Raw genomic sequence first — 23,946 nt, 5'->3', positions numbered from 1 at the left:
GGCACCGAACTCGAAAATCCAAGGAAATTCCATGCTTCGTTCCCCCCGAGCCGCCGCGGCTTTCGCGGTCCTTCTTTCCGTTACGGCGTGCAACGGCGCCGACAAGGCAGCCGCACCCGACACCGCGTCGCTTCCCGACGTCCAGTTCCCCGAGCTGTCGTTGCAGACCCTTCAGGATGTGACGAAAGAGCTTTCGTCGGATGCCTATGAAGGCCGCGCGCCGGGCACAGCGGGCGAGGAAAAGACCGTCGCCTATCTCATCAAGCAGTTCGAGGCTGCGGGCCTGAAGCCCGGCAACAACGGCAAGTGGACGCAGGACGTGCCGCTCGTCGAGATCACGCCGAAGAATGCGACTCCGCTAACCTTCACCGGCGGCAAGGCACCCGTCACGCTGCAATATGCGACCGACTATGTCGCCAACAGCTATCGCGTGCAGCCGAAGACCGAAATCAAGGACAGCGACGTCGTCTTCGTCGGTTACGGCATCAACGCCCCCGAAAAGGGCTGGAACGATTACGCCGGCCTCGACGTGAAGGGGAAGACCGTCATCATTCTCGTCAATGACCCCGACTGGCAGGCGACGGAAAACAAGGGCGAATTCAACGGCCGCGCGATGACTTATTACGGCCGCTGGACCTATAAATATGAGGAAGCCGCGCGTCAGGGCGCAGCCGCTGCGCTGATCGTCCACGACACCAAACCCGCCGCCTATGGCTGGAATGTCGTGGAATCGAGCAACACGGGCGCCAACTATCTGGCCGAGAGCAAGGATGGCGGAGCCAAGGAAACTGCGGCGAATGGCTGGATCCAGCTCGGCAAGGCAAAGGAGCTGTTCGCCAGCGCCGGCCAGGATTTCGACGCGCTCCGCGCCGCAGCGACGAAAAAGGGCTTCAAGCCCGTGGCGTTGACCGGCGTCAAAGCCTCGCTCAGCTTTGACAACGAGATTTCCAAGAAGCTGTCGCGCAACGTCATCGGCGTGCTGCCCGGCGCCAAGCGGCCCGACGAATATGTGCTCTATACCGGCCACTGGGACCATCTCGGCCGCTGCACGCCCGTCAAGGGCGATGACATCTGCAACGGCGCCGTCGACAATGCGAGCGGCATCGCCGGTCTCGTGACGCTGGCGCAGGCCTATAAAAAGGCCGGCGCTCCCGACCGCAGCGTCGTCTTCCTTGCCGTCACCGCCGAGGAATCGGGCCTGCTCGGCTCGAAATATTATGCCGAGAACCCGATCTTCCCGCTCGCCCAGACCGTGGGCGGCGTGAACATGGATTCGCTGAACCCGAACGGCCCCGCGAAGGACATCGTCGTCGTCGGCCGCGGCAAGTCGCAGCTCGATGCCTATCTGGAAAAGATCGCCAAGGCGGCGAATGTGACGATCGTCGACGAACCGACCCCCGAAAAGGGCTTCTACTATCGGTCGGATCATTTCAGCTTCGCCAAGCTCGGCGTGCCCTTCTTCAACTTCGGCGCGGGTGAAGACCTGGTCGAGGGCGGTAAGGACGCCGGCAAGAAGGCGGCCGAAGATTATGAGAAGAACCGCTACCACGCGCCGGCCGACGAATATGCGGCGATCAAGAACTGGGACGGCATGCTCGCGGACCTGAGGCTCTATTACGCCGCCGGCCGTATGCTTGCTTCGACCGATGCATGGCCGAACTGGAACGAAGGCGACGAATTCCGGGCCGCGCGCGACAAGTCGCGTCCGGCGAAGTAACGACGACAACCGCTCCTCTGCAGTTGCGGGGAGCATCATGTTCCGGCAATCCAGAATGGCAGTAGCCATTCTGGATTGCTGCATTCTGGACGAGTTGATCGATGTCATGGACATCGACACAAAGGACCATCACGCGATGACCCACCGCATGCCCGCCGAATGGGCGCCCCACGACGCCGTCTGGATCGGCTTTCCGCATATGGTGGACGAGTGGTCGGGCCAGATCGACTCAGCGCGCCGCGATGTCGCGGCCTTCGCGAACGCCGTGCATGACGGCGGGCGCGGCGAAAAGGTGCATCTTCTTGTTCGCGACCATGACAATGCCGACATCGCCGAGGCGCTCGTCGATGAGGGCGTTCAGTTGTTCGTCGCCCCCTTCGGCGATATCTGGCTGCGTGACACAGGCCCGATCATCGTCGGTGCGGGCACCCGGCGCGAAGCGCGCAATTTCGACTTCAACTGGTGGGGCAACAAGTTCGTGATGCCCGGCGACCGCGAAGTCGGGGCAATCCTCGCCGCGCATGCGAACCTGCCGACGCAGCACCTCGACTGGGTGCTCGAAGGTGGCGGAATCGACGTCGATGGCACCGGCCTGTGCGTGACCACCGAGGAATGCCTGCTCAACACGAACCGCAATCCGGCGCTGACGCGCGAGGATATCGCGGTGCGACTCCACCAGTCGCTTGGGATCGACCGGATTTTGTGGCTTGGTAACGGGCTGGTCGGCGATCACACCGACGGCCATGTCGACAATCTGGCGCGCTTCGTCGGCGAAGGCCGGCTCGCGCTGCCCGTCGCGGCGGGATCGGACGACCCCAATGCACATATCTATGCCGATGCCCGCGCGCGCGCCGCAGCGTTCGACGGGATCGAGATCATCGATCTCCCCTCGCCCGGCCGGGTCGAAGTGAACGGCGAGATCGCCGCGGCGAGCTATATGAATTTCTATATCGGCAACAGCGCCGTGGTGGTGCCGACCTATGGCGTTCCCAACGATCAGGCCGCGGTCGACACGCTCGCCGCGCTGTTCCCCGATCGCCGCGCAGTCGGCGTGCCCGCGCGCGGCATCATCGTCGGGGGCGGCAGCTTCCACTGCTCGAGCCAGCAGCTTCCGGCCTAGCATCGACCGCGAAGCCCCCTATATTCCGCCTCGAATCCCGCATATCGGACAGGCCATGACCCGCACCATCACCGTCGCCGCGTTGCAGCTTCCCCTGCCCGGCCCCGTCGAACCGAACATCGAAGCGGTGACCGCGCTCGTCGAGGAAGCGGCAGCGAAAGGCGCGCAGGTCATCCTGCCGCCCGAACTCTTCGAGGGCCCCTATTTCTGCCAGGTCGAGGATGAAGCGCTGTTCGCCTCGGCGCGCCCGACGATCGAGCATCCGAGCGTCATCGCGATGCAGGCGCTCGCGGCGAAGCTGAAGGTCGCGATCCCGACCAGCTTCTTCGAGAAGGACGGCCCGCATTATTACAATACGCTCGCGATGATCGATCCCGACGGCGTGATCATGGGAACGTACCGCAAAAGCCACATTCCCGACGGCCCCGGCTATGAAGAGAAATATTATTTCCGCCCCGGCAATACCGGCTTCAAGGTTTGGGATGTGTTCGGCACCCGGATCGGCGTGGGCGTCTGCTGGGACCAATGGTATCCCGAATGCGCGCGCGCGATGGCGTTGATGGGCGCCGAACTGCTCTTCTATCCGACTGCGATCGGCAGCGAGCCCTATGACGCCGACCTCGACACCAGCCGCATGTGGCGCCGCGCAATGCACGGCCACGCCGTGTCGAACTGCATGCCGGTGATCGCCGCAAACCGCATCGGTACCGAAGGCGACGCCAATTTCTATGGCCACAGCTTCATCACCGACGAATGGGGCGACATGACGCAGGCGTTCGGCGCTACCGAGACCGGCGTGCTGATCGAAACGATCGACCTCGACCGCGCGGCGAAGCACCGTGCCGGCATGGGCTTCTTCCGCGACCGCCGCCCGCAGCTTTACGGACGGCTGGTCGAAGATATCTGACAGTCAGCCGCAGCAACTCGCGCCGGGGCAGCGGTATGGATCGGAACAGCATCCGCCGCAGCATGTGACATAGCAGCCACTGCCATAGGCGGTGCAACACGCAAGCGGACCAAAACCGGCCTCGCCGGCACAGTCGGTCGCTTCCTTCGACACTGCATCGATTTCCTCGAAGCTGGCGACCGCCGATTTGCCGAACGAGGCAATACTGTGCGCACCGCCGTCGGAAGTGGTCCAGCCTTCGGTCTCGACCAAAAGAGCGCCCTTCTCATCGAAGGCCGCGACCTGAACCCAGGCTGCGGGGCCGGAAACCGCTTCGCCCATCAGGATCGACACCTTGTGTTCGGGCCGCGGCACCCTGTCGACGTGCGACCCCAGCTCCATTGTCGCAAGGACGCCCTCTTTCACCGTGCAATGGGCTTCACGCCCACCGACCTGCACCTTTACATTGAAAAACCGCATCTCCCGATCTCCCCACCCAGACAATCTTCTTGGAAGCTGGGTTCGGCCGCGATTAAAGGCAATTCGGGTTTCGTCGATTTTGGCGGCAAACCGAAAGCGAGGGGCAAACGGAATGGAACTGCCGGACGATATTTTCACCGAACCGGACGATGTCGATCCCGAAACGCTTGCCAATCTCGGCCCGCTGCGGCGGCTCGCCGGCATCTGGGAGGGTGAACGCGGAGTCGATGTGAACCCCAAGGCCGACGGCCCCGAGACGCGCAAATATTATGAACGGATCGAGATGCAGCCGATCGACCCGCAAGCGAACGGGCCGCAGCTCTTCTATGGTCTGCGCTATCACCAGCACGTCAACACGCGCGAAGAAGACATCACTTTCCACGATCAGGTCGGATACTGGCTCTATGAAGTCTCGACCGGCCTCATCATCCAGACCCTCGCTATTCCGCGCGGGCAGATTGCGATCGCTTCGGGCCATGCCGAACCTGACGCAAAGAGACTTGTCGTCAAAGCCGAGCGCGGGGAGACCGAATATGGCATCTGCTCGACGAGCTTCCTCGATCTGGCCTTTCGGACCGACCGCTACGAGCTGACGATCGATTTCCACGACGACGGCTCGTGGAGCTATGTTTCGGATACAATGCTGATGGTAAAGGGCCGGTCGGAACTGTTCCGGCACCGCGACCACAACCGCCTCGTGAAGGTCGCCGAGCCCGATCTCAACCCTTGGGCAAAGATCGTCAAAGGTGCGGCCTAGGCGTCAGTTCTGAAAGCGGCGGATGCTTTCAAGGTCGGCGCGGTCGAGCGGTTGCGTCAGCCACAGGCCGCCGCGCCCTTCCCTCGACCAACGGACGATCGCCTTGCGACGGATTCCGCTCGCGAGGACCAGATCGACCTCCTTGCCGATTTCCAGATGCCCGGCGTGGACATAGCCCGCGCCGCTCTGCGACAGGTCGACGAGCTCGATCTCGCTCGTACCGTCGTCGGTGATGAGCTGCGCCCGCGTATGCACGGGAAGGCGCGGCTGGCGATAACCGCTCGCGCGCTGCTCCGCGGCCAGCCGCTTGAGCACGTCGGCGACGTCGACCTCTTCGTCGAACGCCACACCGCAGCGCCCTTCGTCGGACCAAACCACCTTGCCGCGCACGGTCACCGCATCCGAAAGCGCAATTTCCAGCTTTTCGCCAATCGCGATCGGCACATCGGCCGCGAGCATCATCCCGCGATCAGACATGTTACGCACACGCCACAGCCCGACGTCGCCGTCGCGCTTCACCTTCGCGATGCGCCACACGGTGCGATAGCGATCGGACCCGCGACGATCTGTGTCAGCATCGATCGCGCGTTCGTTCGATGGACCGGAGAGCAGCGGTTTCTTCATGCCATCCTCGTTCTGAGCAGCACCGGGAGAGCGGGAAAACGTCATGGCTATACTATTAAACCACCTGGATGCTGTCGCCTTCTAATAGCGAAATTTCGCATATTATTCAACGATACTATGAACCACAGTTAACAACTACGAAACGAACCGGTCTAAGCCTGACGCAATCATGGCTTCCGAATATGAATAAAATCCCATTTTGCAGAATTTAACGGCGCCAGACTGGCAATATTAAGCATGCTATCGTTTCGGGCTGCCGAGGGCGAAGGCGCTCAATTTCTGTAGCTTTTGGGGTCGATTCCGTGCCGGGCGATCTTGTCGTAGAGCGTCTTCCGCGGAATGCGCAAAAGTGCCAGCGTTGCCGCAATGTCGCCGCCGGCGCTGGCCAACGCATCGCGGATCGCATGTGCCTCGAATTGCGCGACTCTTTCGGGCAGCGTCGGCAGCCCGTCGACATCGGCGGCGGCGGGGGTATCGAGCCCCAGAACTTCGCTATAGGCAAAGTTGCGCAGCTCGCGCACATTCCCCGGCCAGTCATGCTCGATCAGATGCTTGCGCGCGGCATCGCCAAGCGCGAAATCCCGCGCACCCATCCGGCCGATCGCTTCCTCGACGAAGAAGGCAAAAAGCTGCGGGATATCCGCCCTGCGCTCGCGCAGCGGTGCCATGCGCAGCCGCACGACGTTGAGCCGGTAGAAGAGATCCTCGCGAAATTCCCCGTCGCGCACCGCCTGATGCAGGTCGCGGCGCGACGATGCGACGATACGCAGATCGACCCCGCGCGGCTCGGTCGCGCCGAGCGGCTGAACCTTGCGCTCCTCGACGACGCGGAGCAGCTTCGACTGGATCGCGAGCGGCATATTGTCGATGCCGTCGAGAAACAGCGTCCCGCCATGGCTCTGCTCGATCCGCCCTTCGCGCGCGATCGGGCCATAACCGACGGCGCCGCGATCATGTCCGAACAGCTCGACCTCGGCGAGTTGTTCGGGAAGTGCACCGCAATCGACCGCGACGAACGGGCGTCCCGACCGCGGCCCCTTCCGATGCAGCAGGAGCGCTGCGAGTTCCTTGCCGGTCCCCGTCTCACCCTCGACCAGCACATCGATGTCGGCGCGGGCGATCTGCAGGATCGTCGCGCGAAGCTGTGCCATCACCGGGCTGTCGCCGATCAGCGGACTGTCGACGCTGCTCTCGGCGGCCGTCCGCAGCATGCGGTTGTCGAGGACGAGCCGCCGCGTTTCGAGCGCCTTTCGGACCGACGCGATCAGATGGTCAGCGGCATAGGGCTTCGCGAGGAAATCGAACGCCCCGCTTTTCAACGCGCCGATCGCCATCGGCACGTCGGCGTGGCCGGTGATCAGGATGACCGGGATTTCGGGATCGACAGCGCGGATGCGCGCAAAAAACTCGAGCCCGTCGAGCCGCGGCATCCGGATGTCGGTCACGATCGCGCCGGTGAAGTCCGGTCCGATCTCGGCCAGCGCCGTTTCGGCATCGGCAAAGGCCCGGACGTCGAGGTCGGCAAGCTCGAGCGACTGCACCGTCGCGGCGCGGAGCGCGTCGTCATCGTCGACAAAGACCACCTGCTGACGGGTCACGAATTCACTCATGCCCGGGGGACTTTCAGCACGAAGGCCGCCCCGCCCAGCGGTGACGCCAAACCGTCAAGCGTGCCGCCGAATTCGCGCGCAATGTCGCGTGCAATACCCAGCCCCAGGCCCAGTCCGTCGGACTTGCCGGTAACGAACGGCGTGAAAAGATTGTCGGCAACGTCGGGTGCGATCCCCGGACCGTTGTCGGAGACTTTGATCGCGATGTCGCTGTCCGCCGCGACCTCGATCCGGATAAGCGGATCGGGCGCGCCCGTGAGCGCGTCGAGCGCATTCTGGAGCAGGTTGACGAGGATTTGCTCCAGCCGGACGCGGTCGGCGATACAGCGCAGCCCTGCAACCTCGCCCGTCCGCTCGACCGCAACGCCATTCTCGCGGATCCGGTCGCCGACGAGCAGCAAGGCGCCATCGATCACCACGGCGATCTCGACCGGGCCGAGCGCGGGGGTGCTGCGCCGCGCGAAAGTCCGCAGTTCGGCAATGATCGCGGCGATCCGTTCGGTAAGCGAGACGATCGTCCCGATATTGTCGCGTGCCCTGGCGGGTTCCCCGCGGTCGAGGAACGTGCCGGCATTCTCGGCGAAGCCCCGGATCGCGGCGACGGGCTGGTTGATTTCATGCGCGACGCCCGCCGTGATCTGGCCGATCGTGCCGAGACGGCTCGCCTGCGCCAGTTCCTCGCGCGCCGAGCGGAAGCGGCGGTTGGCATCCACCAGATCGGCGGTGCGCGCCGCAACCTCGACCTCCAGCATATGCCGCGCCTCTTCCTGCAGGCGCTGTTTCTCGCGTGCGCGGAAAATCCAGATGAGCAACGCAGCGAGCAGGATGAAAGCGATAAGTAGCGCCGTTCGCGCAGTCGCGTTTGCGCTCGCCTCGGCCGGCGCCAGCGGCTGGAAGGCATGCAGCCGCGCGCCCGCCATCGGTGTCGCGACCGACGCTTCGCGATAGCGGACCTCGCCGCCGGTCCATGTGGCGCCGTCGCGCGTCGGCGGCAAAGGCTTCAGCGGCAGATTGCCGAATTGCAGGGCCGAGCGAATTTCGGCGCGCGCCTTTTCATCGAGGGGGGCGAGCGTGCGAAAGCGCCAGTCGGGCCGGCTGGTGATGATCACCACCCCATGATCGTCGGTGACGAAGGTCGTCAGCGGCTGGCGTGCCCATTCGGCTTCGAGCCGGTCGAACTCCACCTTCACCACGATGACGCCGAGCGGCCGGCCGTTTTCCTCGATACGTCGCGCGATATACAGGCCGGGCCGGCCGCTGACCGTGCCAAGCGCGAAGAGTTCGGCTCCGCCCTTTGCCATCGCATCGCGAAAATAGGGACGAAAGCCGTAATTCTGACCAACGAAGCTTTGCGGCGTGCGCCAATTGCTCGCCGCGATCGTACGGCCGTCGCGCGCGATCAGATAGATGACGGCCGCGTCGGTCCTGTCGGCGAGCAGTTCGAGCTTGCTGTTCATCCGCATCGCCGCAGCTGTATCGCCGCTCGCCAGAACGGCATGCGCGTCGGGATATTCGATCAGCACCAGCGGGAGCAGACGGAACTTCTGCAACTCGCCGGCGAAACGGCTCGCGGCGCTGCGCGCCTGTTGCTCGGCCGCGATGTCGGCGGCCGCCCGTGCATGGTCGCGTGCCCAGCCAAAGGCGACGACCGCGATCAGCGCAAGCAGGGCCAGGGCGAGACCCGACGCCCAGATCAGCCGCCGCCTGGCCCCGGAGCCGTGCGAATCATCAAGAGCCTTTGGCAATTGCATATGTGCGGATTATCGCACAAATTGGATTTGGCTAAGCGGAAAATCGCACAAATAGCGGAGACCCCGCCAGCTAAATTTGAATTTAAAACATATATTTCATAGTTTTGACTGATTTCTTGAAGTCATTGGACCGGCAATCGGGCCGGCCATAATCTTGGGGAAGCAGCGGTGAAGAGCCGCGCTCGGGAGGATGCACAGGTGGCTGCCATAACAATCGACGGATCCGGACAGGTGCCGGCAGGGCGCACGCCGCTCTGGCGCCACCTCTATGTCCAGGTGCTCGTTGCCATCGTCGCCGGGGTCATCATCGGCCACTTCTGGCCCCAAACCGGCGAAGCGCTGCGACCGCTCGGCGATGGCTTCATCAAGCTCGTGAAAATGATCATCGCCCCGGTGATCTTCCTGACTCTCGTCACCGGCATCGCCGGGATGAGCGAGCTGAAATCGGTCGGTCGTGTGGCGGTGAAGGCTTTTGCCTATTTCCTCTTCTTCTCGACCCTCGCGCTGATCATCGGGCTGATCGTCGCCAACACGGTGCAGCCGGGCGCGGGGATGAACATCAATCCCAAATCGCTCGATGCCGGCGCCGTGAGCGGCTATGTCGAAAAAGCCAAGCACGGCGGCGGCATCGTCGAATTCATCATGTCGGCGATTCCGACGACGCTGGTCTCGGCACTCGCCGGCGAATCGTTACTCCAAGTGCTGTTCGTCTCGATCCTGTTCGGCATCGCGATGCTGATGGTCGGTGAACCCGCCGCACCGGTGCGCGATATGTTCGAGCGCGTCGGGCTCGTCGTGTTCAAGCTGGTCGGCATACTGATGCGCGCGGCGCCGGTCGGCGCGTTCGGCGCAATGGCCTTCACGATCGGCAAATATGGCGTGGGATCGCTCGCCAATCTCGCCGGACTGCTCGCGACCTTCTACATCACCTCGCTGCTCTTCGTCGTTGTCGTCCTCGGCATTACCGCAAAGCTCGCCGGCTTCTCGATCTTCAAGCTGATCCGTTATCTGCGCGCCGAACTGCTGCTCGTGCTCGGCACCTCCTCGTCCGAAAGCGCGCTGCCCAGCCTGATGGAAAAGATGGAGCGTGCCGGCTGCAAGAAGTCGATCGTCGGGCTCGTCGTTCCCACCGGCTACAGCTTCAATCTCGACGGCACGAACATCTATATGACGCTCGCGGCGCTGTTCATCGCGCAGGCGTGCAACGTCCATCTGTCGCTCGGCGAACAGCTCGCGCTGCTCGGCGTCGCGATGATCAGCTCGAAGGGCGCCGCCGGCGTCACCGGCGCGGGCTTCGTCACATTGGCCGCGACATTGTCGATCGTGCCGTCGGTGCCGGTCGCTGGCATGGCGCTGATCCTCGGCATCGACCGCTTCATGAGCGAGTGCCGCAGCCTCACCAATTTCATCGGCAACGCGGTCGCGACGGTAGTCGTCGCGCGCTGGGACAATGCGCTCGACCGCGACCAGCTGCGGCTGGCGCTGGACAGCGGCGTGGCGCCGCCACTGGCCGCGCCACCAATAGAACAAGATCCGGACTGAGGCCGCAAAGGCCCGGACGAAAACAAGGGAGACGATCAATGAGGGGTTCCACTTCGGCAATGCTGCTGGCGAGCACGGCGATCTGCCTGCTTGCCTCCGCTCCGGCCCGCGCGCAGGACGCCGCGCCCGGAACGGCCGACGCCGCAAGCCAGGACGTCAGCGATGACGGTGAGACGCAGGGCGACATCGTAGTCGTCGGCACCCGTATCGAAGGCGCCCGCGTCACCGAGGCGCTTCCCGTTGTCGTCGTCAACCAGGACCGTATCGATGCCATCGGCGCGGTCAGCGGCGACGAGTTGATCCGCAGCATTCCGCAAATGGGCGACGTCACCTTCAACCCCGGCAACAACGCCCAGACCAGCAACGCCGCACGCGGCGATGTCGGATCGATCAATCTTCGCGGGCTCGGAGTCGGCAACACGCTCGTCCTGCTCAACGGTCGCCGCATCGTCACGCACCCCGCGAGCCAGGGACTGTCCGACACCGGTACGGTGCCGGTGCTCAGCTACAACTCCAACGCGATCCCGACGACCGGACTCCAGCGGATGGAGGTGCTGCTCGACGGCGCCGCCGCGCTTTATGGCTCCGACGCGGTCGCGGGCGTCGTGAACACCGTCCTCAAGGACAATTATGACGGCCTGCGCGTCCAGGCCCAATATGGCGGCGCCGAAGGCACGCATCTGCGCGAATTTCAGACCAACATCCTGGCGGGGAAGAATTTCGATCGCGGCAACATCACCCTGTCGTTCGAATATACCGACCGCGCGGCGTTGCGCGCCGAGGATCAGGATTTCACCGCCTCGGCGGATCTGCGACCGCTGTTTGCCGACTATCCCGATTTTGCGAGCTCAACGACGCCCGATGCGCGCGCGACACGCGGTGCCTGGCCCGCGCTGATGGTCCCAGTCACCGGCGGACGGCCGCGCCGCGGCACCACCAATCTGACGACGGCGGCAGGCGCGTTCACCGTGCGGCCGACCAGCCTCGGCGGTTGCACACAGGCGCTGACCGCCGATCTTTGCCTCGTGAACACCGCGCTCGCGACGACGGGCGCCTTTCGCAACCTGCGTTACGACACCGCAGCGGGGACGACGGTGATGCCCAGCGTGCAGCGTTACAACGCCTTTGCCAACGGCCATTACGACCTCTCCGATACACTCACCCTGTTCGGCGAGTTCGGTTATTACCGGTCGAACACGACGCGCATCCAGCCGCCGGTGATCAACCTCAACCAGATCTGGATTCCGGCGAGCAACTATTACAATCCCTTCGGCGCGACGACGATCAACGGCCAGCCGAATCCCAACCGCATCCCCGGTCTCGTCAACGTGCCCGCGGCTGGCCTGCCGGTCCTCCTCACCACCTATCGCTTCGTCGATACGGGGCCGCAGACGGTGAAGGTCAGCGGCGAACAGCTTCGCGCCCTGCTGGGCGTTCGTGGCGAGACCGCAGGCTTCAAATGGGACAGTGCCTTCACCTATTCGGAAGCCTCCGCGGTCGACAGCAGCCTTGCCGTGCGCAGTTCGGCGCTTCAGCAGAGCCTCGCGCTTTCGACCCCCGACGCTTATAATCCGTTCAACGGCGGCTGTATCAACAGCCTGAGTTCGGGCGACTGCACGCCCAGCTCGCAGACGGCGATCGACGCGATCACCTTCCAGCTACGCCGCCGCTCGAAAACGACGCTGACGATGGGCGACTTCCGCGCCTCGCGCGCCGACCTCCTCACCCTGCCCGGCGGCGACGTCGGAATGGCGTTCGGCGTCGAACTGCGCCGCGAGACACAGCGCGACGATCGCGACTCCGCGGTCGACGGGTCAGAGCCCTTCATCGACATGGTGTCGGGCGCAGTCACGATCAGCGACGCCGCCGCGGTCAGCGACAATCCGGACACCTATGGCAAGCGCACCGTCGCCGCCGCCTATGCCGAACTCGCCGTTCCCCTCGTGTCCGAAGACATGAACATCCCGCTGATGCGCCGCTTCGATCTGCAACTCGCGGGCCGCTACGAGCATTACAGCGACTTCGGCAGCGTCGCGCGGCCGAAGGTCGCCGCCGCATGGGATGTCGTCGACGGGCTGCGCTTCCGCGGCTCCTTCTCGCAGGGCTTCCGCGCGCCGAATCTCGAACAGGTCAACGCCGTCGAATATGCGCGGCTTGCGACCAGCCAGGACTTCCTGCGCTGCGAGGTCGACCTGCGCGCCGGCCGGATCAGCAACTTCAACGCCTGCGGTAACAATGTCGGCTATTCGCGCCGCGTGTCGGGCAACCCCGACCTGAAGCCCGAAAAGAGCACCAACTATAACATCGGCGCGGTGTTCGAGCCGGCCTTCCTGCCCTCCGGTCTCGGCAAGATCACCTTCACGGTCGATTACTGGTCGATCCGGCAAAAGGGCATTGTCGGCATCCTCGGCAACGACACCGCGATCGCACTCGACTATCTGCTGCGCCTGCAAGGATCGTCGAACCCCAACGTCATTCGTGACGCAGCGAACGCCGACGATATCGCCGCCTTCGCCGGCACCGGGATCGCGCCGGTCGGCCGCATCATGACGGTGCGCGACCAGTTCATCAACCTGCAGCCGCAGACGGTGCGCGGGATCGACTTCGCCTTCTATTGGCAGTCGCCGAAGACCGACATCGGCAAGTTCGACTTCACTCTGAACGCCAGCCGCCTGCTCAAATTCTCGCGTGCGCCGGGCGACACGGTCGACCAGCTTGTCGAGGCGCGTGCGAACGGCGACATCAACGCCGCGACCCCGCTGCCCGAAACGCAGAATCTGATCGAGGCGAACGGGCGCCCGAAATGGCGCGGCACCGCATCGCTCACATGGTCGCTCGGCCAGTTACAGATTGGCGCGTTCGGCCGCTATACCGGCGCGGTCGACGAGCTGGCCTTCGTCGATACCAACGGCAATCCGTGGCGCATCAAGTCGCAGTTCACCGCCAATCTTTATGCCCAAGTCCGCATCAAGGACCGCGACGGCATCGGCGGCGACATGCGCTGGCGCGTCGGCGTCCGCAACATCGCCGACAAGAAGCCGCCGCTGTCGTCCGAAGGCTATCTGGGGTCGCTCTACAACCCCTATGGCCGCTATTGGTACACCTCGGTCACTACGGAGTTCTGATATGAAACACGGGTCCGGTATCTGGCTGCTCATCGGCTGCGCCGGGCTCGCCCTCGCGCCGGCGGCATCGGCAAAGGAGAGCGCGCCCGCGCCGACCGCCGCCGGCGCGACCCCCGCCAGCGCCGCTGCGAAGGCCGCACCGCGAACGATCCTGTTCGTCGGCAACAGCTTTACGCAGGGCGCGCATTCGGCGGCGCGCAACTGGGGCGCCGACACGGTGACCGACCTCAACGGCGCCGGCTATGGCGGGGTGCCGGCGCTGTTCAAAGCTTTCTGCGAACAGGCTGGGCTCGACTATCGCGTCAGCCTCGAGACGCAGGGCGGCAAATCGCTGGCCTTCCATTATGAAGAACGGCGCCAGCTGTTCGACAAGCCGTGGGACATTGTCGTGCTGCAGGAATTCAGCACGCTCGACCGCGCCAAACCCGGCGATCCGGCCAACTACATCCGCGATGTCGGACGCATGGTCGCGCTCTTCAAAAAGCGCAATCCGGCGGTCGACATCCGTCTCGCCGCAACCTGGACACGCGCCGACCAGACCTACAGGCCCGAGGGGCACTGGCATGGCAAGCCGGTGACCGCGATGGCGGACGATCTCGCCGCCGCCGCCGAAAAAGCGCGCGCTGCGAACCCGGCGGTGCGGGGCATCCTGCCCGTCGGCGAGGCGTGGAACCGTGCGATGACGACAGGCGTCGCCGACCCGAACCCCTATGACGGGATCGGTTACGGCCAGCTCGATCTGTGGACCTATGACAATTATCACGCCAGCGTTGCCGGCTATTATCTTTCGGCGCTCGTCACGTTCGGCGCGATCACCGGCGTCGATCCGGTGACCTTGGGCGCGAAAGAAAAGGGCGCCGACGAACTCGGCCTGTCGGACGAGCAGGCGGTGGCGCTGCAAAAGATCGCGAGCGAGGTGCTGAAGGGCCAACCGCGGTCGTAACGATGATGGTCGGGTGGATGGTGCCCCTGGCCGGACTCGAACCAGCACTCCTTGCGGAACTCGATTTTGAGTCGAGCGCGTCTACCAATTTCACCACAGGGGCCCAAGCAACCTTGGCGCGCCCGAAAGCGCGGCGCTTCCCTAAGGCGAAGCGCCGCATTTTGCCAAGTTATTTCTTGAGCTCTTTCGCCAGCGTCTTCGCCGTCGCCTTGCCATAGGGCGGTTTGAAACCCGCCAGCCCGGCAACGTCGAGCTTCGGCTGGCGATAGACTGCGCGCGCATGACTGAAGGTCTTGAAGCCGTCGAAGCCGTGATAATTGCCCATGCCCGACGGGCCGACCCCGCCGAACGGCAGATCCTCCATCGCGTTATGGAACAGGACATCGTTGACGGTCACACCGCCCGAGATCGTCCGCGACAACACGCGGTCCTCCTCGCTCTTGTCCTGTCCGAAATAATAGAGGCCGAGCGGTCGGTCGTTGGCGTTCACATAATCGATCGCCTCGTCGATCGTCTTGTAGGTCTTCACGGGCAGGATCGGGCCGAAGATTTCCTCCTGCATCACCTTCATGTCGTCGGTCGGGTTACGCACGATATGCAGCGGCATCTTGTGCCCGTTGGCGCTCGCGAAATCCTCGCCGCCCGGATTGATCTCGATGACCTCGGCGCCCTTTTCTCGCGCGTCGGCCAGATAAGATTGCAGGCGGTCGTAGTTCCGCACGTTCACCACCGACGTATAATCGTCGTTGGCGAGCATCGTCGGATAGAGCGCGGCCGCGCCCTTGGTGACGCTGTCGATCACCTCGCTCTCCTGATCCTCGGCGACGAGCAGATAATCGGGGGCGAGACAGATTTGCCCCGCGTTCATGAGCTTGCCGAGCGCGACGCGCTGACCCGCCTGTTCCTTGTTGGCGCTGCGCCCGATGAAGGTCGGCGACTTGCCACCGAGTTCGAGCGTTACCGGCACCAGATTATCCGCGGCGGCACGCATGATATGTTTGCCGACGCTGGTCGCGCCGGTGAAGATCATATGGTCAAAGGCGAGTTTCGAGAAAGCCACCCCGATATCGGCGTCGCCGGTGAAGACCGCAATTTCGCTCTCGTCGAAATAGTCCGGGACCAGCCGCGCCATCAGCGCCGATACATTTTCGGTATATTCCGACGGCTTGACCATCACGCGGTTACCGGCGGCCAGAATGCCCGCGAGCGGCACAAACACCATACCGACGGGGAAATTCCAGGGCGCGACGATACCGACGACACCCTTCGGCTGATAAACGACCTCGGCTTTCGCACCGAGCAGCCCGAGCGGAAAGGTGGGTTTGCGCTTCTCGCCCTTTGACCAGGCGGCCATATGCTTCTTGGCGTGCTTGAGCGCGCTCACCGACGGCATGATGTCGGTCATCAGCGTCTGTTCGCGGCTGCGATGTCCGAAATCCTCGCTCACCGCCTTGGCGAATTCCTCGGCATTGTCGACAAGCAGCGCGATGGCACGGTCTATGCGATCGGTGCGCACCGCAAGGCTTTCGGGCATGGCAGCCGTAAAGCTCGCTTTCTGCGCCGCCAGCACCTCGTCCATCCGCGCGGTTTCGCTGGCGATGTCCTGTTTGATCGCACTAGCCATGACCCATCTCCCCTTATGATTTGCGGGCGTTGTTTGATCACGCCGTGCAGCGGGTTGCAAGATGAAACCGGCTCCCCACCTGTCCCCTACCCCTTTCGCAAGTGCAGCAAAGGCGCTAAGCGACCCGCCGACGTATCTTTCCCCTACGGAGTCTCTCGATATGACCGCCACCGATCCCGTCGTCTTCCTCTCCTATGCCCGCACCCCGATGGGCGGCATGCAGGGCGTTCTTTCGGACGCGAGCGCGACCGACCTCGGCGCAACGGCCGTCAAGGCGGCGGTCGAACGCGCAGGCGTGTCGGGCGGCGATATCGAACGCATCTATATGGGCTGTGTGCTGCCCGCCGGCCTCGGTCAGGCACCGGCGCGCCAGGCCGCGATCAAGGCCGGCCTGCCCACATCGGTGCAGGCAACGACCGTGAACAAGGTTTGCGGCTCGGGCATGCAGACCGTGATCATGGGCGCCGAAGCGCTCGCCGCGGGCAGCGTCGATCTGGTCGTCGCGGGCGGCATGGAGTCGATGACCAACGCGCCCTATCTACTCAAGAAGCACCGCTCGGGCGCGCGCATCGGCCACGACACCGCCTATGACCATATGTTCCTCGACGGGCTGGAAGATGCCTATGAGGCCGGCCGCGCGATGGGCACCTTCGCGCAGGACACCGCCGACGCCTATCAGCTGAGCCGCGAGACGCAGGACGATTATTCGATCGAGTCGCTGCGCCGCGCGCAGGCCGCGATCGCCAGCGGCGCCTTTGCCGCCGAGATCACCCCGGTCACGCTCAAGACCCGCGCCGGCGAGGTCACCGTCGACACCGACGAAGCGCCGGGCAAGGGCCGCCCCGACAAGATCCCGACGCTGAAGCCCGCCTTTGCCAAGGACGGCACGATCACCGCCGCGACCAGCTCGTCGATTTCGGATGGCGCCGCTGCTGTCGTCCTCTCGCGCCAGTCGGTCGCCGATGCCAAGGGCGCGAAACCCGTAGCCAGGCTCGTCGCGCACGCCGCGCACGCGCAGGAGCCCAAGGACTTCACGGTCGCCCCCGTCGGCGCGATCAACAAGGTGCTGGAAAAGGCCGGGTGGAAGATCGGTGACGTCGACCTGTTCGAGGTCAACGAAGCCTTCGCCTGCGTCGCGATGTTCGCGATGCACGACCTCGGCATCCCGCACGAGAAGATCAACGTCCATGGCGGCGCGACGGCGCTTGGCCACCCGATCGGTGCCAGCGGCACGCGCATCATCACGACGCTGATCGCCGCGCTCCAGCGCCACGGCAAGACCCGCGGCATCGCCAGCCTCTGCATCGGCGGCGGCGAGGCAACCGCTGTGGCGATCGAACTCGTTTGAATCTGCCATTCATGAAAAGTTCCGGGGCGTCGTCGCAAGGCGGCGCCCTTTCGTCGCCATGGCGCGACAAATTGCGACACTAATGACCTGAAAATAAACGGCGCATTCCGGTTCGGTTCAAACCGACTCGCCTAGACCATTCGCAGTCATCGGGCAGATCCCCTCCCCCTGACGATGCAAAGGAATGGCATATGAAGAAGATTAAATTTCTCACCGCCGGCCTGATCGCCGCGATGATCATCCCGGCTGCGGCGCAGGCCCAGACCGGCGAACTCCGTCGCGACCGTCAGGAAATCCGCCAGGAACAGCGCGACCTCAATCACGCGAAGCGCTATGGTGACCGTGGCGACGTCCGCGATGCGCGCAAGGATGTTCGCAGCGCGAAAAAGGAATATCGCGAGGACGTTCGCGACTGGCGCCGTGACGCGCGCTACCAGAATTATCGCGCGCCGTTCAAATATCAGCAGTTCCGCGTGGGTTCGACGCTCCGCTCGAACTATTACGCGCCGGCCTATCGTCCGACCTGGGACAGCCGCTGGGGCGTCCCGCGCGCCGGTGCCGGCCTGACCTATGTCCGCCACTATAACGACCTGTTGCTGGTCAACGCCCGCACGGGCAAGGTGGTGAAGGTCTATCGCGACGAATTTCGCTACCGCCGTTAAACGCGAGCGATAGTCGAATAGCGGAAGAGGGTCGGCGGGCAACCGTCGACCCTCTTTTCTGCGTCGCGATTGTCGTTGCCGCCCCTTCCCGAAAGGCATAGCCTTCCGGCCTTCTCATGGGGGAGACATCGACATGAAAAAGCTCGTTCTGATTGCCGCACTCGCAGCGCTGTCCGCCTGTTCGCAAAAGACTGAAGAGTCGAAGGAAACCGCCCCGGCACCCGCCGAAACCGCGGCGCCGGCCGCCGCTGCCGACTCGGGGACGCCGCCGGGCACATACGATGTCAAAATGGCGGACGGCACGATCGCGACATCGACAATCAACGCCGACGGAACCTATGTCGACACCGACGGAAAAGGAAAAGCTGTCAAGGGCCTGTTCGCGCAGCACGACGGTAAGGATTGTTTCGATCCCGAAGGCGATGAGCCCGGGATGTGCTGGAGCAAGTCGAAGCCGGGCGCCGACGGCAGCTTTACCGCGACCGCCGATGACGGCACCGTCGTGACGGTCACGCCGAAGAAGAAATAAGCCGAAGCGGCCGTATCGACGGGTGCTCAATCGCCCCAGATATGGTCGGTTTCAATCCAGCCCTTGCGGCCGCCGACATCGATCCGGCACCAGCCGTCCTTGCAGTCGGTGATCCGGCCGACGACGCCAGCTTCGGCGCGATAGGCAACGGCGGCCGCGATATTCGGTTCCTCGCGCATCGGGCGAATGCCGCCGGTGACGATCGCGGTGCGCGTCCGGCTGAGCAGCCGCGCCGCCATCCAGCCCTGCGTCCCGTCGGGATCCTCGATCTTGCGCCAGGTTTCAAAGCGCGCAACCACCTTTACCGGCAGATCCTTGCGCCGATATTCCCATATTACCGGGACGTCGGGCGACGGCCCCTTGCGCATCCGCGCTTCGTCGACGTTGATCGAGGCCCAATAGGGCAATTCAACGTCGGATTGCGCGGCAGCCGGTCCCACGGCGGCGAGCAGCAGGGCGAGGGTCAGAATATGGCGGCTGGTCATCCCCCAGCCTTGTCAAAATCGGCCCGGCTTTTCAACCGCTCGCCGCATCATAAGCGGCATTCGTCCACAATAGCGCCCGGCTCCGAAGCGGCTCCGCCCTCTTGACCGCGATGCCGCGGCGCGCTCTAGCAGCGGCCATGCCCGATTCATCCCGTCCGAAACGCCCACGCGTCATCGTCACCCGCCAGCTGATGCCGCATGTCGAGGGCCGCATGGCCGAATTGTTCGACGTCGCGCTGTCGGCGCACGACCATGCCTATAGCCGCGACGAACTGAAGGCAGCGATCGCGGACTGCGACGTGCTGGTACCGACGGTGACCGACGAAATCGACGCCGAAATTCTGGAGGCGGCAGGAGACCGGCTGAAGCTGATCGCCAACTTCGGCGCCGGGGTCGATCATATCGACCTGTCGGCGGCGCGCGCCAAAGGCATCATGGTGTCGAACACGCCGGGGGTGTTTACCGAGGACACCGCCGACATGACGATGGCATTGATCCTGTCGGTGCCGCGCCGGCTCGCCGAGGGCGAGAAGCTGATGCGGTCGGGCAAGTGGCAAGGATGGGCGCCGAGCACGATGCTCGGCCATCGCGTCGGCGGCAAACTGCTCGGCATTATCGGCATGGGCCGCATCGGGCTGGCTGTCGCGCGCCGCGCGCGCGCCTTCGGCTTGTCGATCCATTATCACAACCGCCGCCGCCTGCCCGAGGCGATCGAGGAAGAGCTGGGCGCGAGCTATCACGCCAGCGTCGATACGTTGCTGAGGATCAGCGACGTCGTGACCATCCACTGCCCGCACACCACCGAAACGCACGAGATGGTCAGCGCGACGCGTATCGGCGCGATGAAGCCGACGGCTTATCTGATCAACACCGCGCGCGGCGAGATTGTCGACGAAAAGGCGCTGATCGCAGCCCTGCAAACCGGCCGCATCGCGGGTGCGGGGCTGGATGTCTATACGCACGAACCCGCGGTCGATCCCGCCCTGCTCGCGCTCGACAATGTCGTGCTGCTGCCCCACCTCGGCTCGGCGACGATCGAGGGCCGCGAGGCGTCGGGCGAAAAGGTTATCGCCAACATCCGCGCCTGGTGCGACGGCCACCGCCCGCCCGATCAGGTGTTGGAGGGGTGGGCCTGAGCCCACCCACCCTGAAGGCGATCAATCCCCCGTCAGAATCCGGTCGACCAACTGCTTCACCGTCGGGGTGAAGTTGTTCGAATAGAAGGGATCGGTCTTGAAGTTGAACGCGGCGTGGCCCGCGAACATCAGATTCTGTTCGACATCGCCGCCGTGCGCGATGTCCTGCAGTGTCTTCTGGATACAGAAGCTGCGCGGATCGGCGAGGTAGCCGGTGGTGTAGTCGTCATGGTCCTTCCACGACGAGAAACCGCAATGCGACAGGCAGCCCATGCAATCGGTCTGATCCTTGCGGATGATCGCCTTGTCGGCCTCGGTCACGAAAACCACCGTATTGTCCGGGGTTTTCAGCGCTTCGGTATAGCCCTCGGCCGCCCAGTCGCGCGCGCGGGCGCGGTCGTGCGGCGTGACCCAGAAATTCTTCCCCTTCACCCCGACGTCGAGCTGGACGATATGATCGCCTGCTTCCTGCTTCGAATAGGGGATCTGGCGTTCGGAGCGCGTTTCGAGATCGCGGAGGAACGGATTGCGGACCGCGCTCGAATAAAAACCCGTCGGCGAGAAGCGGTGAAGCAGCACGTCGCCGTCGTCGAGGGTGCGGAGACGGTCCTTCCACTCCTGCGGAATCGGGCTTTCTTCGGTCAGCAAAGGCCGTGTGCCGTACTGGAAGGCGATCTGGCCGAGCTCGGAATTGTCGATCCAATTCTCCCAGTCGCGCAGATACCAGACACCGCCCGCCATCACGATCGGCACATCGTCCGAAATCCCTTCGGCACGCATCGTTTCGCGCAGCGCGGCGACCCGCGGATAGGGATCCTGCGGAACCAGCGGATCTTCGGCATTCGACAGGCCGTTGTGGCCGCCGGCAAGCCAGGGATCTTCGTAAACCACGGCGCCCAGCAGATGCGGAACCTTGCTGTAAGCGCGCTTCCACAGCGCGCGAAAGGCGCGCGCCGAGCTGATGATCGGGAGATAGAGAACATTGTGCCGTTCGGCGATTTCGCTGAGCTTGTACGGCATGCCCGCGCCGCAGGTGACGCCCGTTACCTTGCCCTTGGTACGCTCCAGCACGCCTTCGAGAATCTGCTGCGCGCCGCCCATTTCCCAGAGCACGTTGATGTTGATCGCGCCCTTGCCGCCCGAAACCTCATACGCCCGCTCGACCTGCGCGACCGCGCCTTCGATGCCGTACCGTATCAGTTCTTCGTGGCGCTCCTTGCGCGTCAGCGCGTGATAGATTTGCGGGACGATCTTGCCTTCGGCGTCATAGCTGTCGGCATTGACCGCCGACACGGTGCCGATCCCGCCGGCGGCCGCCCAGGCGCCGCTCGACATATGGTTGGTCGCCGACACGCCCTTGCCACCCTCGACCAGCGGCCAGACTTCGCGTCCGCCGTAAAGGATGGGCTTCAAACCTTTGAACACTATGAACCTCTTTCTCTCCACCGCCAGCGCTCCCGCACCGCGGCCCCGTCTGTCGTTTCCGTAAGCGGAAAACGGTGACTTTTGTCAATCGGTGCCGATCCAGCGGCCGCTGAACGGGCCGTATCCTTCAAGCCCGCGAGCATAGAGCTTTTCATAGGCAGCGACCATGGCTGATTCGTCGAAGCGTTCGGCCGCGACCCCGCGATTGGCGGCGCCGATGCTGGCGCGCAGCGCAACATTTCCGGCCAGTTCGGCCAGCGCTGCGCGAAAAGCCGCTTCGTCGCCGGCGATGAAGCGCCGGTTGGCGTCGGATACCATGGCCGCGACATCACCCACCTCGGGGCTCACCACGGGAAGCCCCGCCGCCATCGCCTCGATCACCGCGATCGGTGCCTGTTCGCTCCGCGACGACAGCGCCAGCAGGTCGAAATGGCCGATCCAGCGTGCCGGCTCGGCCATGAAACCGGGCATGACCAGTCGGCCGATCATGCCGCAAGCGGCAGCCTCGGCGGCAATCGCCTCGCGCTCGGGCCCCTCGCCGACGATCACCAGCCGCACATTTGCGGGCAACGTCGCCACCGCGCGAACAAGCCGCGGCAAATCCTTGACCTTTCGCAGGCCCGCGACGGTGCCGATCACCACCTCGCCCTCGCGCCGCTCGAAACCGGGAATCGACGCGCTTGGGCCACGGCCATAGGCCGCGACGTCGACGCCGTTGCGGATCAGCTCCACGCGGTCGCCCGCGCCCCATTCATCGGTCGCGATCCGTTGAAGCAGCGTCGACGGCACCACCAGCGCCGCGGCGTTGCGGCGCAGTGCCATCCGCCGGAACAGATTGCGCTTCCAGTTGCGCCGGACGCTCTCATCCTCGTTGAAGCCGTCCTCGTGATGAATCAGGTCGGGCATGCTGTGCCAAAGCCGGCCGACATGGACGCGGCGCGCCATCACCCCGTCCATCGCGCCCCAATTATAGCTCAGCACCAGCTCGAACCGCGTCATATAGTCGGCGAGCTGGCGGTAGCGCGGTAGCGACGGCTTGCCGTGCAGCGCGGGGGCGTCTTTCGGAAAATCCACGATGATCCCGCGATCGATTGCGTCGCGCGCGCCGAGCGCGTCGGGCATCGCCGACAGGATAGTGTGATGTGCATGGTCGCCCATCAGGTTCATCAACCGGACGGCCCGCGCCTCCTTGCCCCCGAGCGAGAAGCTCGAATGGAGGTGCAGGATACGGATCGGCCAGGGGGTCTCGGGCTCGTCCGCGCTCACGCTGCCGGAAGCTCCGCGATCCACGCGTCGATCGCCGTGCGGGCCTCGTCCTCGTCCATCGTCGGCGCATGACCGACCCCCGGAACCTCGACAAGCCGCGCCTGCGGCAAGGCGCCTATCATCTTCGCGCCTGCCGACGCCGACAGGATGTCGGACAGTTGACCGCGCAGGATAAGCACCGGAATCTCGCCCAAAGCTCGATAGACGGGCCACAGGTCCGGCGCAGCGTCGCCGCCGTTGGGAACGCGGAGCGGCGCCGCGATCTGCTTGTCATAGTCGGTGACGATCCGCCCCTCGGGCGTCAGCCGGTGCGTCCGCTTGGTCAACCGCAGCCAATCCTCGATCTCGTAGTGCGGATAAATGGCGGCGTTGAGTTCCGAAAAGGCGCGCGCTGCGTGCATCCATGTCGGCTGGCTGCCCCCCGCACCGATATAGTCGCGGATGCGATCGAGTCCCGCCGCGTTGAGCTCGGGTCCGACGTCGTTGAGGACCGCGCCGATAACTCGCCCTGGCTGCGTCGCCGCGAGCAGCATCGAGACGAGTCCGCCGAGCGACGTGCCGACGGTTGCGAAACGCCCAACCTTCATGTCGTCGAACAATGCGATGATGTCCTGCGCATAGGTTAGCGGGACATAGGTCATCGGATCCTTGGCATAGGCGCTTTCGCCGCGGCCGCGGAATTCGGCAACGATCACACGCCGCTTCGCGGCCATATGCGGCGCCAGCCCCTCGAAATCGCGCGCGTTGCGGGCAAGGCCGGGCATGCAGAGGATCGGCGGCAGACCTTCGCTCCCGTCAGGCCCGGCATAGACGCGCGCGTGCAGCCGGACGCCATCGTGCGACCACCAATAATGGTCGTCCCAGCCGCGCTTGATGTCCTGCTTCACCGAAATCGCGCTTTCCCCTCTTCATCTGG

The 23,946-nt window shown here is 64.3% G+C and carries 20 protein-coding genes and 1 tRNA gene; 11 read left to right on the top strand and 10 right to left on the bottom strand.

Annotated features, from left to right (window positions below; all coding sequences use genetic code 11):
* Positions 1 to 31: 31 nt before the first annotated feature.
* From ACQY80_RS14880 to aguB, 3 genes are all read left to right on the top strand, one after another.
* Positions 32 to 1,717 carry a M28 family metallopeptidase gene (locus ACQY80_RS14880; RefSeq protein WP_428681180.1) on the top strand — a complete coding sequence of 562 codons (1,686 nt, stop codon included), beginning with the start codon at positions 32 to 34 and terminating at the stop codon, positions 1,715 to 1,717.
* A 136-nt stretch (positions 1,718 to 1,853) separates the two neighbouring features.
* Positions 1,854 to 2,837 (top strand): agmatine deiminase family protein, encoded by a 984-nt coding sequence (locus ACQY80_RS14875; protein WP_428685881.1) that lies wholly within the window; start codon positions 1,854 to 1,856, stop codon positions 2,835 to 2,837.
* Positions 2,838 to 2,892: 55 nt separating this feature from the next.
* Positions 2,893 to 3,744 (top strand): N-carbamoylputrescine amidase, encoded by an 852-nt coding sequence (gene aguB, locus ACQY80_RS14870; RefSeq protein WP_428681178.1) that lies wholly within the window; start codon positions 2,893 to 2,895, stop codon positions 3,742 to 3,744.
* Between the two features lie 3 nt (positions 3,745 to 3,747).
* Here the strand turns inward: aguB and ACQY80_RS14865 are convergent, their stop codons facing one another.
* Positions 3,748 to 4,203 (bottom strand): hypothetical protein, encoded by a 456-nt coding sequence (locus ACQY80_RS14865; protein ID WP_428681176.1) that lies wholly within the window; start codon positions 4,201 to 4,203, stop codon positions 3,748 to 3,750.
* Positions 4,204 to 4,315: 112 nt separating this feature from the next.
* Between ACQY80_RS14865 and ACQY80_RS14860 the strand changes: the two genes are divergently transcribed.
* The gene (locus ACQY80_RS14860; protein WP_428681174.1) at positions 4,316 to 4,960 is read left to right on the top strand and encodes an FABP family protein; all 645 of its coding nucleotides are present in this window, start codon (positions 4,316 to 4,318) and stop codon (positions 4,958 to 4,960) included.
* A 3-nt stretch (positions 4,961 to 4,963) separates the two neighbouring features.
* Here ACQY80_RS14860 and ACQY80_RS14855 read toward each other — a convergent pair whose 3' ends face one another.
* The 3 genes from ACQY80_RS14855 to ACQY80_RS14845 all read right to left on the bottom strand — a co-directional run bounded on the left by ACQY80_RS14855 (position 4,964) and on the right by ACQY80_RS14845 (position 8,939).
* Positions 4,964 to 5,584 (bottom strand): PilZ domain-containing protein, encoded by a 621-nt coding sequence (locus tag ACQY80_RS14855; protein ID WP_428681172.1) that lies wholly within the window; start codon positions 5,582 to 5,584, stop codon positions 4,964 to 4,966.
* Positions 5,585 to 5,856: 272 nt separating this feature from the next.
* Entirely contained in the window at positions 5,857 to 7,194 is a 1,338-nt protein-coding gene (locus ACQY80_RS14850) for a sigma-54-dependent transcriptional regulator (protein ID WP_428681170.1), read from the bottom strand.
* Positions 7,191 to 8,939 carry a sensor histidine kinase gene (locus ACQY80_RS14845; RefSeq protein ID WP_428681168.1) on the bottom strand — a complete coding sequence of 583 codons (1,749 nt, stop codon included), beginning with the start codon at positions 8,937 to 8,939 and terminating at the stop codon, positions 7,191 to 7,193. Before ACQY80_RS14845 ends, ACQY80_RS14850 begins: the two co-directional genes overlap by 4 nt.
* Positions 8,940 to 9,152: 213 nt before the next feature.
* Between ACQY80_RS14845 and ACQY80_RS14840 the strand changes: the two genes are divergently transcribed.
* The 3 genes from ACQY80_RS14840 to ACQY80_RS14830 are packed head-to-tail and all read left to right on the top strand — an operon-like array spanning position 9,153 to position 14,555.
* Positions 9,153 to 10,487: a dicarboxylate/amino acid:cation symporter gene (locus ACQY80_RS14840; RefSeq protein WP_428685879.1), complete on the top strand. Its 1,335-nt coding sequence runs from the start codon at positions 9,153 to 9,155 to the stop codon at positions 10,485 to 10,487.
* A 38-nt stretch (positions 10,488 to 10,525) separates the two neighbouring features.
* On the top strand, positions 10,526 to 13,612 hold the full coding sequence (locus tag ACQY80_RS14835; RefSeq protein ID WP_428681166.1) for a TonB-dependent receptor domain-containing protein: 3,087 nt from the start codon (positions 10,526 to 10,528) through the stop codon (positions 13,610 to 13,612).
* A 1-nt stretch (position 13,613) separates the two neighbouring features.
* On the top strand, positions 13,614 to 14,555 hold the full coding sequence (locus tag ACQY80_RS14830; RefSeq protein WP_428681164.1) for a DUF4886 domain-containing protein: 942 nt from the start codon (positions 13,614 to 13,616) through the stop codon (positions 14,553 to 14,555).
* A gap of 18 nt (positions 14,556 to 14,573) precedes the next feature.
* Here ACQY80_RS14830 and ACQY80_RS14825 read toward each other — a convergent pair.
* Positions 14,574 to 14,658: transfer RNA gene (locus ACQY80_RS14825), tRNA-Leu, on the bottom strand.
* 66 nt (positions 14,659 to 14,724) lie between these two features.
* On the bottom strand, positions 14,725 to 16,179 hold the full coding sequence (locus tag ACQY80_RS14820) for a coniferyl aldehyde dehydrogenase (RefSeq protein ID WP_428681162.1): 1,455 nt from the start codon (positions 16,177 to 16,179) through the stop codon (positions 14,725 to 14,727).
* A 160-nt stretch (positions 16,180 to 16,339) separates the two neighbouring features.
* Here ACQY80_RS14820 and ACQY80_RS14815 point away from each other — a divergent pair, with 160 nt between their 5' ends.
* From ACQY80_RS14815 to ACQY80_RS14805, 3 genes are all read left to right on the top strand, one after another.
* Complete coding sequence (locus ACQY80_RS14815) at positions 16,340 to 17,527, top strand: acetyl-CoA C-acyltransferase (protein ID WP_428681160.1); 1,188 nt, start codon at positions 16,340 to 16,342, stop codon at positions 17,525 to 17,527.
* Positions 17,528 to 17,718: 191 nt separating this feature from the next.
* Positions 17,719 to 18,189, top strand: coding sequence for a hypothetical protein (locus ACQY80_RS14810; RefSeq protein ID WP_428681158.1), 471 nt, complete (start codon positions 17,719 to 17,721; stop codon positions 18,187 to 18,189).
* A 133-nt stretch (positions 18,190 to 18,322) separates the two neighbouring features.
* Complete coding sequence (locus ACQY80_RS14805) at positions 18,323 to 18,718, top strand: hypothetical protein (protein ID WP_428681156.1); 396 nt, start codon at positions 18,323 to 18,325, stop codon at positions 18,716 to 18,718.
* 26 nt (positions 18,719 to 18,744) lie between these two features.
* On the opposite strand, the gene ACQY80_RS14800 is transcribed toward ACQY80_RS14805, so the two are convergent.
* Positions 18,745 to 19,203, bottom strand: a complete 459-nt coding sequence (locus ACQY80_RS14800; RefSeq protein WP_428681154.1) for an SH3 domain-containing protein — start codon at positions 19,201 to 19,203, stop codon at positions 18,745 to 18,747.
* A 137-nt stretch (positions 19,204 to 19,340) separates the two neighbouring features.
* Here ACQY80_RS14800 and ACQY80_RS14795 point away from each other — a divergent pair, with 137 nt between their 5' ends.
* Entirely contained in the window at positions 19,341 to 20,339 is a 999-nt protein-coding gene (locus ACQY80_RS14795; protein WP_428681152.1) for a 2-hydroxyacid dehydrogenase, read from the top strand.
* A gap of 21 nt (positions 20,340 to 20,360) precedes the next feature.
* Here ACQY80_RS14795 and ACQY80_RS14790 read toward each other — a convergent pair whose 3' ends face one another.
* From ACQY80_RS14790 to ACQY80_RS14780, 3 genes are all read right to left on the bottom strand, one after another.
* The gene (locus ACQY80_RS14790) at positions 20,361 to 21,764 is read right to left on the bottom strand and encodes an NAD(P)H-dependent flavin oxidoreductase (RefSeq protein ID WP_428681150.1); all 1,404 of its coding nucleotides are present in this window, start codon (positions 21,762 to 21,764) and stop codon (positions 20,361 to 20,363) included.
* Between the two features lie 84 nt (positions 21,765 to 21,848).
* A complete protein-coding gene (locus ACQY80_RS14785; RefSeq protein ID WP_428681148.1) occupies positions 21,849 to 23,030 on the bottom strand; it encodes a glycosyltransferase family 4 protein in 1,182 nt (393 codons plus the stop codon).
* Entirely contained in the window at positions 23,027 to 23,917 is an 891-nt protein-coding gene (locus tag ACQY80_RS14780) for an alpha/beta fold hydrolase (RefSeq protein ID WP_428681146.1), read from the bottom strand. Before ACQY80_RS14780 ends, ACQY80_RS14785 begins: the two co-directional genes overlap by 4 nt.
* Positions 23,918 to 23,946 lie beyond the last annotated feature (29 nt).

Origin of the sequence: Sphingopyxis sp., assembly GCF_965279755.1 — a bacterium.
Lineage (GTDB): Bacteria > Pseudomonadota > Alphaproteobacteria > Sphingomonadales > Sphingomonadaceae > Sphingopyxis.
This window is presented reverse-complemented; position numbering and strand designations above follow the sequence as displayed.